Here is a 13,027-nt window from a genome sequence, read left to right as displayed (position 1 = left end):
CAGAAAGACCCGTTAAAGCCTTGGCTAGACGGGTCTTTATCCTTTAAAAATGTTTGATTTATCCTTTAAGGAAATCGCCCAGAGCACCAAGGCCTTCACCTTTGTAATCCGACTTCTGTACTGCTTGTAAAAGCTGTACAAAATGCGCCGGATTCATATCATTTCCCAAAACCCTGATTAGGGCAAAACCTTTTTCATCATTGTCTCCATAAATGATTACCTCATCAATGGCATCGTCCTCGCCCAGATACCTTACGGTAGCCCTTCCAAAGTCCGTATTCATCTTCATCAACTCCGTGTAAATGTTGTTTGAGAGTATGGCTTTTACCTGCTTTTTTTCAGCTTCATATTCTGGCGTATTCGTATCTGTTTTCTTGAAGGCCAGAATATTTAATTTTTTAAGTGAGTTCAATGCCGTCTTTTGGGATTCCGTTAGATTGGCCTCATCCAGCTTAAGTATGCTGGTGGGCACATCCAAATGAAGAAAATTTGGATTTTCTGTATTGTCGATGTAATATTCCTGCAAGCTTTGGGTCGAAGAGCACGCGCCCATGATGATTGCCAGAACTATCACCATAATGTTTCTTGTTCGTTTCAAACCTATCGATTTTAATTATTAAATTCAATTTTATGAAACTGGGAAAAGGTGAACTAAAAAGTCCACCTTCTACTAGTTTTTAAAATACCGGATTTATCTTCTGCCACCCGCCTTGTTCAAATCCTTGGGAAGGTCCATTTTATTGGTAAGTGAACCAATTTTATTCAGGTCGATATCTCCCGTAAGACTTACCAAAACCGTTTCCAGCTTTCGTCCATTATGTCCAATCTCCACATTTTCCATTCCAGAAACGAACATAAGCAATTCCGTTACGTGGTTTTCGTTCTTACCATTTTTTACATAGAACTTAACGTTAACGTCCTTATCCTTTACGCGCATCAATTCCTCTAGTTTGGAGCTTTTTAGATATTGCTTCACGGTTTTGGACATATCCAATGAAACGCCTTCGTCCTCGGTCATAAAGACCTTTACTCCCTGAAGCCCTTTAGCGACCTCAACAAACTCCTTTGCTTCTTCGTCGTCATCCAATGCCCCAATTTTGGAAACCAAATCGATCATGCCTTTGTTTACGATGACCGAACCTACATGGTCCATATCCTCGTATTTGTCAAAAATGGACTGTGAAAAACCCAATGACGGTAAAATGGCTACTAATACTACTACTGCTAATTTTCTCATGACTGTTGTTTTTTGTCCCGATGGCAATCGGGAGATTAATGATTAATGATTGATGATATTTACTAGATATTAATTACTTTTTTTGCTGGCCTTGCCCAATTGGTCTCCACCTGGCAGATCCATTTTATCGGTAAGTTTTGAAACCGACCTGAGATTGATATCCCCTGTCAAGGAAAGCAAAACCGTTTCCAATTTTTTCCCGTTGATGTCTATATCCATATCCTTTATACCGGTCACGAACATCAACAATTCCTTTACATGGTCATCGTCCTTTCCTTCCTTTACATAGAACTTTACATTGCTGTCACCGTCCCGTACACGCATAAGCTCTTCAAAAGTTGAACTCTTCAATCTATTTGCTACCCAGCTATCCACATCCTTGGAAATAGCAGCATCGTCCGTGGTGATTACCTTAAAACTGGTAATGGAGTTAACAAGTTCAAAAAATTCCTTGGCTTCTGGATCATCTGAGTTTACACTCATTTTCCCAAGCATCTGGAACATTTTTGGCTGCATGGCCACAAAGGTGACCTTGTCATTGTCCTCGTACTTGTCAAAAATATCCTGGGCAGTGGTAAAAAAAGGCGCCAAGACCAAGATTCCTATAAATAATAGCTTTTTCATCTGTTTATTTTTATTGTTTTTAATAGGTCATATGCAATTCGCCAATAACTATCTCAGTGGGTATAAAGAATTGTTATGGCTCATTTCATATTTTTTTGTTTAATCATTTTTTTTGTTAAAACTTAAGCTAATTGGTTTAAAAATTTATCCGTATCGTTACTACTCTTTCGTTAAGAATTTATTCGTATTCTTTTGAAATTCCTCCAAGTGGTACAGTTGCTCCGTTCCCTTGTTAAAATTTATCGCCAATAAGGCCAGGGCTTCCTGTGCAGAGGCTATTTCCTCTGGTGTAAACTCTTCTGCCAAGGTTACAGGCTTGGGCGTTGAATTATAAAAATATACCCCTATGGTAAAAACAGCCACCGCAGCCACGGATACCCATTTATACAAAGTTCGGAAACTTCCTTTGGGCGTTTTGGTCAATGCCAATTTTTTTGTGTAACGCTCTTCCTTGGCAACCGCAAAATATTGGAACATTGGTGCATATTGCTCTAAATGTGCAGGTATGTCTTCCCTTGAAAAATAGTCCCTTAGGCTTTCCTCCTCGGCAACGGTAGTGGTAGCATCAAAATACTTTTCCACCAATTTTTCCACTTTATCCAATTCCATAACTATGTTTTTGTATTAATCTTTCCCTAACTGTTTTTCTGGCCCTTGAAAGTGCGACACGAACTGCGGTCGGTTTCATTCCCAAAAGCTCCTCTATTTCCTCATATTCGTATTGTTCCACATCCCTCAATTGAAGTACCATCTTTTGTTGTTCCGGCAATTCATCCATTATCTTTTCAACCCAACTTAGACTATCCCTCGCCTCTACCTGTTTTTGAAGGGAAGTGCTTCCCTCATCCCCGTAATTGCTATGTACCAGTTTCAAATTGCTAGCCTGTTTTGATTTCAATCGGTCCAAACAAAAATTCTTGGTCATGGTCATGGCGAATGCCTCTACGTTATTATAGGATTCAATCGACTTCTTCTTGGTCCATAATTTCAGCAAAATCTCCTGTGTGGCATCTTCGGCTTCCTCACTGGATACCAATAGTCGCTTTGCCAAACGGTATAACTTATCCTTAAAGGGCATAACCACATTTAAAAACTCAGCTTGTTTCATTTTAGGTTTTGTTGCTCAAAATACCTTGTTAAGGCATTCTATAGGGAAGACGACAATCAACGATTTTTGTTACAATTAATTTTTTATTCGGGCTTGTGTAAGTAAATTTAACATCTATATCTATTGATTTTACGTAACTATAAAAAAATGCTAAAGGAACATTAACCCTGCAATTGGTATGGAAATTGCTGCGTTAGAATAAAATTGCTATGAAAAAATACATTTTGTTTTTATTGTTTGTTGGGATACTTACAGAATCCTGTAAAAAAAATGACGATGCTCCTGTCATTGAAGAAGAACAGGAAGAAATAGTTGAAGAGGAAGTAGTTGAAGAGGAAATCGATATACAGGTACAGAATTTCATGTGGCAGACATTGAATGCCTATTATTTTTGGCAAGCCGATGTTCCCGTATTAGCGGATAACCGATTTTCCACCCAAGTTGAATACGAATCTTATTTAAGGTCACATCCCAATCCCGAAAACTTCTTATTGAATGAGCTTCTTTTTTCCGAGGATCGCTTCACCTTTTACAGTGATGATTATAAGGAACTAACGGATTTTCTTTCTGGAATTTCCAAAAGTAACGGTCTTGAATTCGGACTTTCCAGAATTGGTAGTTCCGATGATGTCTTTGGATTTGTGGAATATGTCATCAAAGATTCCGATGCTTCTACAAAGGACATCAAAAGGGGCGATTTCTTTATTGGCGTTAATGGAACCGAACTTACTGTAAACAACTATATCGATTTATTGTTTGGAGAAAACGATACCTATACGCTTAATATGGCAACTATCGAAAACAATACCATCAGTCCAAACGGTAAGGAGGTAACATTAACCAAACAAGAGGGTTTGGTGGAAGACCCAATTTTAGTAAACTCAGTTCTCAATATTGGGGATAAGAGAATTGGCTATTTAATGTATAATTCCTTCACGCCAGGCTCCGGAGAAGCTTTGAACAATGTTTTTGCCGATTTTAAAGGTCAAAATGTAACGGATCTTGTTTTGGATTTGAGGTATAATTCCGGCGGTAGGGGAACAACGGCACAAATCCTGGCAAGTCTTATCTATGGCACCAATACAAGCGACTTGATTTTTAGGACAAGGTACAATGATAAAGTCCAAGCCTTATTTGAGCCTGGAGAACTGGATAATAATTTTGTCGCTACTACGGGAACTGCCAATGGAAATTCGAATGCTGCCTTGAATACGTTGAACTTGAACACCGTATACATATTGGCGACGGATGCATCCGCTTCGGCAAGTGAATTGGTCATGGTAGGTTTGGAACCTTACATGAACGTAATACACATAGGTACTACCACTGTTGGTAAAAACCAAGGCTCCATAACTTTTGTGGATGATCCAGAAAATGGAAACTTTTATGATTCTGAACGTGAGGACCAAATCAACCCGGAAAATCAATGGGGATTACAGCCTATAGTTAGCAGAGTAGAAAATAGTGCCGGTTTTTCGGATTATGCGGATGGATTGGTCCCGGATATTGAATTGGAAGAGGATGTCACCAACTTAGGTACTTTAGGGGACGTCAACGAACCTTTGTTGGCAAGGGCCATTCAAGAAATTACGGGCATTAGTGCCAAAAGAAGTTTTGAAGTAAACATGCCTGTAAATCTAGTTTCCAGTTCCAAACTGTATGATGAACGCAATATGGCCTTAATCCTCAATGGTTTGAACGTTGGTTCTAAAAACATCTTGAAGGAAATAAAATAAGCTATACCGAGTTCTACCTAGTATGAGTATCAAAAGTCTTTTGCCCCTAGTTTTTGTCCTAGCCGTTTTTTCCTGTTCCAAGGACGATGAATTATCCGTTCCAAAAACAGTAGATCCGCTGCCATCTTCCAATGTTCCCGTCCAGAACTTTATGTGGAAAGCCATGAATTTCTGGTACTTCTGGCAAGCCGATGTCCCAGATTTGGCGGATAACCGTTTTCAAGATTCTGAAAGTTATACGGAGTTTTTACAATCCGTGGAGGAGCCCGGGGCCTTTTTCGATAGTAAATTGCTTTATATAGAGGACAGGTTCAGCTTTTATAATTCTGATTATAGGGAACTGACCAATTCCTTGGCCGGGATTTCCAGAAGCAATGGGCTTGAATTTGGACTGGTAAGAAAAGCCAATAGTGAAGAGGTTTTTGGTTATGTTCGATATATAATACCAAATTCCGATGCGGCTACCAAGGATATTGAACGTGGCGATCTGTTTACCGGTGTCAATGGTACCACCTTGACCATCAATAATTTCCAAAATTTACTTTTTGGTGCCAATAACACGTATGTACTGAACATGGCCGATTTTTCGAACGGGGATGTCATACAGAATGAAAGGGAAGTTTCCCTTACCAAGGAGGAAGCTTTGGCGGAAAATCCGGTTTTCATTTCAAAATCCTTTGAAGTAAACGGCATTACCATAGGGTATCTCATGTACAACCAATTTACAAACGAGTACGATGATGACCTCTATGATGCAGTTTTGGGACTCAAGAATCTAGGTATTACGGAATTGATTGTTGACCTACGCTACAATCCAGGCGGGTCCGTTAATACCACTAGAATACTGGCCAGTATGATCTATGATACCAATACGGACAATCTATTCCTGCGAAAGCGCTACAATAATAAAATCCAGGACCAATTATCTGAAAGTCAGCTAGAGGTCTATTTTACGGATAGGTTGGGTAGCAAAACCATAGAACCATTGGGACTTAACAAATTGTACGTGCTAACTTCGGCGAGTTCTGCTTCTGCCAGTGAATTGCTCATCAATAGTCTGGAACCTTACATTGATGTCGTAATCATTGGAGATGTCACCCGTGGGAAAAATGAATTCTCCACAACGCTTGTGGACGACCGTGAAAATTCCTACCTCTATACACCCTCCAGGGTAAATAAAATAAATCCTGATAATCAATGGGCCATACAACCACTTTTAGGGAGAAATGAAAATGCGGATGGATTCTTTGATTATACGGATGGATTAGTACCAGATATCCAACTAAAAGAGGATTACGGCAATTTAGGCATTTTGGGGGACCTCAACGAACCACTGCTGGCTCGGGCTATCCAAGAAATTACAGGAGCTACGGGTAAAAGGGACTTTACGGTAGAAAACCCCATTGAGATATTTTCCAGTTCCAAAATGTACAGTCCGTTCAAGGACAAAATGATCGATGATACCCTATATGAATTGGATTTGTCCTTAAATTAATACCATTCCGAAAAATAGTGGGCGACCTTAACGGTCGCCTTTTTTGTAAACTATAGTGTCAATCGCATCCCTATCCTAAAATTTCTCCCTCTAGTCGTATAGTTTAATACTTCCACATAATCCTCATTAAGTACATTATCCAAGGAGGCAGACAATTGCACATGTTCACTGATTCGATGTTGGGCGGTTACATTCAAAAGCCCATAAGATGGCAAATCTACATCCATAAACGTGTTGAAATCGGTGTCCAGTCGTTCGGATAGGTGTTGATAGTTAACCGAAACATAGGTTCCCTGGTTAAAAGTATATCCAAGTTGGGCGTTCCATTTATGCTTGGGTATACGTAAGGTAATATCGGTACTCAAATTGGTAAACGTATAATTGGCGTTTAATTGCAAATCGTTTAACAACACCGCGGAAACTTCCACTTCTACCCCATCAACCCTATTCGTTCCTTTACTGTTCTGATACCGACTTTCAAAGGTATCCGGGTCAATCACTACATACTCGATTCTTTCCTTTTCCAACCGATTAAAATAAACGGTATTGAACCTAAAATTCTTTGAAAGTCTTATTTCCATACCACCCTCCAACGTCGAGTTTTCTTCCGGGCGCAAATCGGTATTGGCACCAAATGGACCGTATAATTGGGACAAATTGGGGGCGATGTATGAAGTGGCAAAAGAACCCAAAAACTTCAAATACCCCTGATCCCATTTAATACGATACGACGGATTTAGATTGTAGATCCAATGTGCGCCATACTCGTTGTGGTTGTTCCATCGGGCACCGGCGTTTACATTCAAACCAAAATCGCTCACATACACCAAATTGAGATACGGATCTAGGTTCCTGGAAGAAACCTTCTCGGTAAATACCGTCTTACCCTCCACCAAGTTCAGACCAAAAATCGTATAAAAGCGCTCGTTGAACGTATACTTGTTGAATACATCCAATACAAAAGTTTCCGAATCGAAGGAATTGGGAAAATCCGATACAAATTCCCTTGTGATTTGATTGAAGGCGGTATTCAAATGCAAACTCCCTTTGGCATAGGTGTATGTATTTGCCAAACCGAATCGGGATTGTTCGCTATTAAAATGAAAGTCGGCATCTTCAATAGGGAATCCATTATCATAGTCAGATTTCAACTTATTATAGAAGGTCGATGCCTCCGAGGTAAGTTTTTCGGAAAAACGGTAACCGACTTTAAAATTTCCATCAATCCTCGAAAAAACATCGGCCTCCTCTCCAAGGGCGGAGGAAAGTCCGTCCGTGAATTGATGTCCGCCTGAAGCCAAGAACGTTAGTTCCTTATTTTTCCCGGAAATGGTCACATTGTTGGAAATATCTGAAAGCGAATTGTTTCGATCAGTTTGGGACTGGTTCGTTCCCCAATTGGACACGACCTCCAGGTTCATTCCATCTTCATCAGATTGCTTTGTGGTAATATTGATGACAGCCGTGGCCGCTGAATTCCCATACAGGTTACTGGCAGCACCCTTAACGATTTCAATATTTTCTATCTGTGAAAGATTCAGTAAGCGCAGGTCATACTCCGCATTTACATTGGAAGGGTCCGATACCTGGATGCCATCTATGATCACCAACACCTGTCGATTGTTGCCGCCCCTGGCGAATACGGAAATATTTTGACCGGCAAAACTTCGGGTTCCATTAATCTCCAGTCCACTTTTGGTGTTGATGACTTCGGCAACGGTACGGCCTTGGTTCCTTTCTAGTTCGGCCGCCGAAATTTTAATGACCGTTTTACCCGAGTTTTCCCGTTTTAGTGCAAAGCGGGAATCGCTTACGACTACTTCGTCCAAAACATGTAATTGAACGGAGTCCTTGTTCCCTTGATCAATGCCAAGGGCCTGCCCATCTTGGGCAATCGCCTTGGTGCACAGCAACGCCATGGCACCAAAACCTACCAAATTTTTGTACATTCTTTAATCTCTTGTTCGAGCGAATAGTATGTCTGTCCTCATACGTAAACCTTTATCCCGAAAGTTTAACATTAGTTGTTTGAATTTGGCAGGTCTCCTGACTTGCATCGTATCGAGTACCTTCCCGTTCCAGAATTCTTGGGAACAGTGGTTTTGTAGATTTCGATACGTACCGAATGCATCGGCGTAGCTTACAGTTGCGGGAACAGTTCCGGATTTACACCGGATTCCCTTTTAATCAATAGTCGGCATAAAGCAAACCATTGAACCAAAATTCGGGACGAAAGTAAAACTAATTTATTTATTCGCGCCTTTTCTTTCCCATTTTAATCGTCAACCAAATAAAACCGATAATGAAGTGCAGCAGGATAATACCCGCAATGATGTAGATAAGGGTGTTTGAAGATTCTCGCATGACCGGAATTTTCACCAAAGCTAGTAGAAGCGGTAGTAATAGAAAGTGACTTTTGTTACCTTGCAGCGATATTGCAACTGAAAAATCAATGCCACATTGAAGTACACTAGAGTAATTTACATTTTGGTTCTGCTAGGGGTTTGGAGTTGTAAGGAAACGCCCAAAACAGCAGATAAAACAACGGATTACACAGTAGTTCCCATTGAATATGCCAGGGGGTTTTCCATTGAAAAATCAGATACTGGCATTACCATACTTAAAATTACCTCACCTTGGCCTAATGCCGAAACGGCTTTTACCTATGCCCTTGTCCCCAAGGAAAAATTGCCCACTATAACCTTGGATTCTGATGCGTTTGATGCTATCATCGGCACTCCGGTTGAAAGCATCGTCGTCACCTCTACAACGCATATTCCCGCACTGGAATCTTTGGGCGTTTTGGAGAAACTCATCGGCTTTCCCGGTACGGATTACATATCCTCAATACATGCCAGAAAGCGAATCGATACTGGTAAGATACAGGAATTGGGTAGCAACGAATCCTTAAACACAGAAATGGTGTTGGTACTTCAACCGGATTTGGTCATTGGCTTCAGTATAAATGCTGAAAATAAAACCTACAATACCCTTCAAAAAGCCAATATTCCTGTAGTTTACAACGGCGATTGGACCGAGGAAAGTCCGTTGGGAAAAGCGGAATGGATCAAGTTCTTCGCGCCTTTTTTTGAGAAGGAAATGGAGGCCGACCGGATTTTTAAAAAAATTGCGAAAGACTATAACGATGCCGTTGCAATTGCCAAAAAAACGGGTACCGTACCCACCGTTTTAAGCGGTGCCATGTACAAGGATGTCTGGTATTTACCGGGTGGGGAAAGTTGGGCCGCCCAGTTTTTAAGGGATGCCAATGCAAACTATCTTTGGGCCGATACTCCAGAAACTGGCAGTCTTTCCCTGAGTTGGGAACATGCCCTGGAAAAAGGACAACATGCCGATCTCTGGATTGCACCAGCCCAATTCACCAGTTATATGCAAATGAAGGATGCCAGTACACATTATACTCAGTTCGACGCTTTTCAAAAAAGAAAAATATTTACTTTTTCCAAAACCAAAGGTGCCACTGGCGGAATCCTTTATTATGAGCTCGCACCTCAAAGACCAGATCTTGTACTAAAAGACCTTATCCATATTTTACATCCTGAGGTTTTACCGGAATACGAACCGTTTTTCTTTACCCCACTGGAATAAGTTGAGTCCGTCAAAAACATATAGGTTTCACTTCTTATTACTGGTTTGCATACTTTTCGTGTGCATTGTGGTCAATATCAGTTTAGGCTCCGTAGCTATTTCCTTTTCAGACACTTTAAAAACCCTTTTTGGTTTAAAAATTGACAATCCGTCTTGGGAATATATCATTTGGAACTATAGGGTACCTAAGGCTTTTACGGCTGTTTTAGCCGGAGCCGGACTCGGCTTGAGCGGATTGCTCATGCAAACCTTGTTTAGAAATCCGTTAGCGGGCCCTTTTGTCTTGGGCATAAGCTCGGGGGCCAGTTTGGGGGCAGCCATCCTTATCATGGGAATAACGTTGTTCGCGGGGGTGCTGTCAGCCACCTTCATAAATGATGTTTCCTTGGCCATTGCCTCCAGTTTGGGCAGTTTTTTGGTGCTTTTCTTGGTCATTGGAGTAGCGACCCGTGTAAAGGATACCATGGCTTTATTGATTATTGGATTGATGTTTGGCAGTATTACTACGGCGGTTGTAAGCGTGCTTTCTTACTTTGCGGATTCGGAAAAATTACAACAGTATGTTTTTTGGACTTTTGGGAGTATGGGTGGCCTTTCATGGCCGCAATTGGGTATTTTCAGTGCGATGATCCTTGTGGGAATCCTATTGAGCATAAGTACCATTAAATCCTTGAACGGATATTTATTGGGGGAAAATTATGCCCAAAGTCTAGGCGTAAACCTTAAAACATCCCGCTATTTGATTATCATAGCAACCGGAATATTGGCAGGAAGTATTACGGCATTCGCAGGTCCCATTGCCTTCATCGGTCTGGCCGTGCCCCATTTGACCCGGCAAATTTTTGACACTACGGACCATAAAATATTGGTTCCAGCGGTACTGATCTACGGTAGTTGCATTTTATTAATTTGTGACATGATCGCGCAGTTACCCGGTCAGGCAGCCGTATTGCCCATAAATGCCATAACCAGCATCATGGGTGCGCCGGTAGTCATTTGGCTATTAGTACGAAAAAGAAAGATGATTTTTTAATTAAGAAAGCATATCAAAAAGACAAAGGAAATAAACAGCGTTTTAGAAGTCAGGGATGTATCGGTGGGGTATCCCAATAAATTGGTATGCAAAAATATTAGCTTTTCGGTCGGTATTGGTAAATGCACGGCCATTGTTGGGGTGAATGGTATTGGGAAGTCGACCTTATTGAGAACCCTAGGAAAATTGCAACCACTCTTGGGAGGGAGCATTTGTATCGATGGCACTTCCATTGGGGAGATGAAGCCCCATCAATTCGCAAAAAGAACCAGTGTCGTCCTAACGGAACCGGTGGCCTCCAAAAACCTGACCGTACAGGAATTGGTCGCCTTGGGTAGGCAACCCTACACAAATTGGCTCGGTAATTTGACCCCTTACGATAGAAAAAAAGTGGGTGAGGCCTTGGATGTTTTGGAACTGAACGATCTGGGAGATAAAAAATGCTTTGAATTGAGCGACGGACAATTACAGCGTGTCCTTATAGCCAGGGCCTTGGCCCAGGACACCGATATTATCTTGCTGGACGAACCCACCACGCATTTGGACCTATTTCATAAGGTCAAAATTCTAAAACTGCTGAAATCTATTGCACATCATACCAATAAAACGCTTGTGTTTACGACACATGAAATTGAGATGGCCATTCAGCTTTGTGATACGATGTTGATTTTGGACGGAAACGAAAATCGGTTTGACCAACCTTGCAAACTAATTGAAAATAAGGCGTTTGAACGATTGTTTCCTACAGAAACCGTTCAATTTGATGCAGCTACGGGCACTTTTCGAATTCAGAAGTAACCTGTATCTTTACTCGAGTATTCAATAACGATGAACGAGACATTACTTTATATCATCATAGCAATCCTTTCCTTGGGAATTGGCTTTTTTTTGGGGCACTATATCCAAAATTTAAAGACCAAGTCCAGCCATAGTAAACTGGAAGAAGAAAACAGGCAATTGGAGCTTGCAAGGACCCAAATCGAAAATAAGAACCTGACCCTAGAGAACGAGCGTGAGGAACTCCGGTCAGAAAAAGAGCGGTTGGGCAATCAGATTGTGCGCTACCAGGCAGATTTGGAAAACCTCCAATTGAAGAATCAGGAGCAGAAAGAGGAAGTCGAAAAACTTCAGGAGAAATTCACCAAGGAGTTCGAGAATTTGGCCAATAAAATATTAGAGGAGAAAAGCCTAAAGTTCACGGAGCGCAACGAAAAGAATATCCGGAACATCCTACTTCCTCTCAACGAAAAAATACAACTGTTCGAAAAAAAGGTAGAGGAAAGTCAGAAGGAAAATATCAGTATCCATTCGGCTTTAAAAGAGCAATTACTGAACCTGCAGACCCAAAACCTGAAAATCACCCAAGAAGCGGAAAACCTTACCAAAGCTCTTAAAGGTGACAGCAAAATGCAGGGTAATTGGGGCGAGTTGGTACTGGAGCGTGTACTGGAAAAATCCGGTTTGGAAAAGGACCGGGAATACAGTGTACAGCAGAGTTTTACACGCGAAGACGGATCCAGGGTAATGCCAGATGTCATCATCAACCTCCCGGATGGCAAAAAAATGATCGTGGATTCCAAGGTGTCCCTCACCGACTATGAACGTTATATCAATGCGGAGGAGGAATTTCAGGAAAAATTTCTGAAGGATCATATCAATTCGCTCCGTAGGCATGTGGACCAATTGTCCGCCAAGAAATATGAAGATCTCTATGAAATGGAGAGTCCGGATTTTGTCCTTATGTTCGTGCCCATTGAACCGGCCTTTGCCATTGCCATTAACAACGACAACACCTTGTACAATAAGGCTTTTGAACAGAATATCGTTATTGTTACCCCATCTACCCTATTGGCTACCTTACGCACTATAGATAGCATGTGGAACAACGAAAAGCAACAAAGAAATGCGATAGAGATTGCCAAACAGGCAGGCGCCTTATATGATAAATTCGAGGGATTTGTGTCCGACCTTACGAAAGTGGGCAAAAAAATGGACGAGGCAAAATCCGAATACAAAGGCGCCATGAACAAATTGTTTGAGGGTCGCGGTAATATCATTACGAGTATTGAGAAATTGAAAAAAATGGGCGCCAAGGCCAAAAAATCACTTCCTGAACCCATTCTCAAAAGGGCCAAAGAAGATGATTTTGAGGAAGAACAGGAACCTAGGTTAAATCTATAATTAT

General features: G+C 41.2%; 12 protein-coding genes and 1 riboswitch. Of the genes, 6 read left to right on the top strand and 6 right to left on the bottom strand.

Annotated elements, in window-relative coordinates:
- Window positions 1-58: 58 nt before the first annotated feature.
- The 5 genes from F0361_RS12620 to F0361_RS12600 form a co-directional block, all read right to left on the bottom strand.
- Window positions 59-598 (bottom strand): DUF4252 domain-containing protein, encoded by a 540-nt coding sequence (locus tag F0361_RS12620; RefSeq protein WP_240042753.1) that lies wholly within the window; start codon window positions 596-598, stop codon window positions 59-61.
- A gap of 93 nt (window positions 599-691) precedes the next feature.
- A complete protein-coding gene (locus F0361_RS12615; protein WP_138258945.1) occupies window positions 692-1,237 on the bottom strand; it encodes a DUF4252 domain-containing protein in 546 nt (181 codons plus the stop codon).
- 69 nt (window positions 1,238-1,306) lie between these two features.
- Window positions 1,307-1,861 (bottom strand): DUF4252 domain-containing protein, encoded by a 555-nt coding sequence (locus F0361_RS12610; RefSeq protein ID WP_138258946.1) that lies wholly within the window; start codon window positions 1,859-1,861, stop codon window positions 1,307-1,309.
- Window positions 1,862-2,020: 159 nt separating this feature from the next.
- Window positions 2,021-2,470, bottom strand: coding sequence for a hypothetical protein (locus F0361_RS12605; RefSeq protein WP_138258947.1), 450 nt, complete (start codon window positions 2,468-2,470; stop codon window positions 2,021-2,023).
- Entirely contained in the window at window positions 2,457-2,969 is a 513-nt protein-coding gene (locus F0361_RS12600; protein ID WP_138258948.1) for an RNA polymerase sigma factor, read from the bottom strand. The genes F0361_RS12605 and F0361_RS12600 overlap by 14 nt, the downstream gene beginning before the upstream one ends.
- A gap of 209 nt (window positions 2,970-3,178) precedes the next feature.
- Here F0361_RS12600 and F0361_RS12595 point away from each other — a divergent pair, with 209 nt between their 5' ends.
- Together F0361_RS12595 and F0361_RS12590 are read left to right on the top strand one after the other, a co-directional pair.
- Window positions 3,179-4,705 (top strand): S41 family peptidase, encoded by a 1,527-nt coding sequence (locus F0361_RS12595; RefSeq protein ID WP_154918942.1) that lies wholly within the window; start codon window positions 3,179-3,181, stop codon window positions 4,703-4,705.
- A gap of 22 nt (window positions 4,706-4,727) precedes the next feature.
- Window positions 4,728-6,200, top strand: a complete 1,473-nt coding sequence (locus F0361_RS12590; RefSeq protein WP_154918941.1) for a S41 family peptidase — start codon at window positions 4,728-4,730, stop codon at window positions 6,198-6,200.
- Window positions 6,201-6,250: 50 nt separating this feature from the next.
- Here F0361_RS12590 and F0361_RS12585 read toward each other — a convergent pair whose 3' ends face one another.
- The gene (locus F0361_RS12585) at window positions 6,251-8,149 is read right to left on the bottom strand and encodes a TonB-dependent receptor plug domain-containing protein (protein WP_154918939.1); all 1,899 of its coding nucleotides are present in this window, start codon (window positions 8,147-8,149) and stop codon (window positions 6,251-6,253) included.
- Window positions 8,150-8,219: 70 nt separating this feature from the next.
- A riboswitch (cobalamin riboswitch) is annotated at window positions 8,220-8,437 on the bottom strand.
- Window positions 8,438-8,660: 223 nt separating this feature from the next.
- On the opposite strand from F0361_RS12585, the gene F0361_RS12580 reads away from it, so the two are divergent.
- The 4 genes from F0361_RS12580 (at window position 8,661) to rmuC (ending at window position 13,023) form a co-directional block, all read left to right on the top strand.
- Window positions 8,661-9,809, top strand: coding sequence for an ABC transporter substrate-binding protein (locus F0361_RS12580; RefSeq protein WP_154918937.1), 1,149 nt, complete (start codon window positions 8,661-8,663; stop codon window positions 9,807-9,809).
- A 1-nt stretch (window position 9,810) separates the two neighbouring features.
- Window positions 9,811-10,842, top strand: coding sequence for a FecCD family ABC transporter permease (locus tag F0361_RS12575; protein WP_154918936.1), 1,032 nt, complete (start codon window positions 9,811-9,813; stop codon window positions 10,840-10,842).
- An 81-nt stretch (window positions 10,843-10,923) separates the two neighbouring features.
- Window positions 10,924-11,640: an ABC transporter ATP-binding protein gene (locus F0361_RS12570; RefSeq protein ID WP_246160885.1), complete on the top strand. Its 717-nt coding sequence runs from the start codon at window positions 10,924-10,926 to the stop codon at window positions 11,638-11,640.
- Window positions 11,641-11,670: 30 nt separating this feature from the next.
- Entirely contained in the window at window positions 11,671-13,023 is a 1,353-nt protein-coding gene (gene rmuC, locus F0361_RS12565; protein ID WP_154918934.1) for a DNA recombination protein RmuC, read from the top strand.
- Window positions 13,024-13,027: the final 4 nt, after the last annotated feature.

The organism is Maribacter flavus, from assembly GCF_008386635.1.
GTDB lineage: Bacteria > Bacteroidota > Bacteroidia > Flavobacteriales > Flavobacteriaceae > Maribacter > Maribacter flavus.
The sequence above is the reverse complement of the archived record's forward strand: the minus strand, read 5'-3'. Positions and strand labels throughout refer to the sequence as shown.

Excerpts from the sequence above, each read along its gene's own strand:
- F0361_RS12615 (WP_138258945.1), bottom strand. The coding sequence starts at position 1,237 with ATGAGAAAATTAGCAGTAGTAGTATTAGTAGCCATTTTACCGTCATTG.
- F0361_RS12610 (WP_138258946.1), bottom strand. The coding sequence starts at position 1,861 with ATGAAAAAGCTATTATTTATAGGAATCTTGGTCTTGGCGCCTTTTTTT.
- F0361_RS12605 (WP_138258947.1), bottom strand. The coding sequence starts at position 2,470 with ATGGAATTGGATAAAGTGGAAAAATTGGTGGAAAAGTATTTTGATGCT.
- F0361_RS12600 (WP_138258948.1), bottom strand. The coding sequence starts at position 2,969 with ATGAAACAAGCTGAGTTTTTAAATGTGGTTATGCCCTTTAAGGATAAG.
- F0361_RS12595 (WP_154918942.1), top strand. The coding sequence starts at position 3,179 with ATGAAAAAATACATTTTGTTTTTATTGTTTGTTGGGATACTTACAGAA.
- F0361_RS12590 (WP_154918941.1), top strand. The coding sequence starts at position 4,728 with ATGAGTATCAAAAGTCTTTTGCCCCTAGTTTTTGTCCTAGCCGTTTTT.
- F0361_RS12585 (WP_154918939.1), bottom strand. The coding sequence starts at position 8,149 with ATGTACAAAAATTTGGTAGGTTTTGGTGCCATGGCGTTGCTGTGCACC.
- rmuC (WP_154918934.1), top strand. The coding sequence starts at position 11,671 with ATGAACGAGACATTACTTTATATCATCATAGCAATCCTTTCCTTGGGA.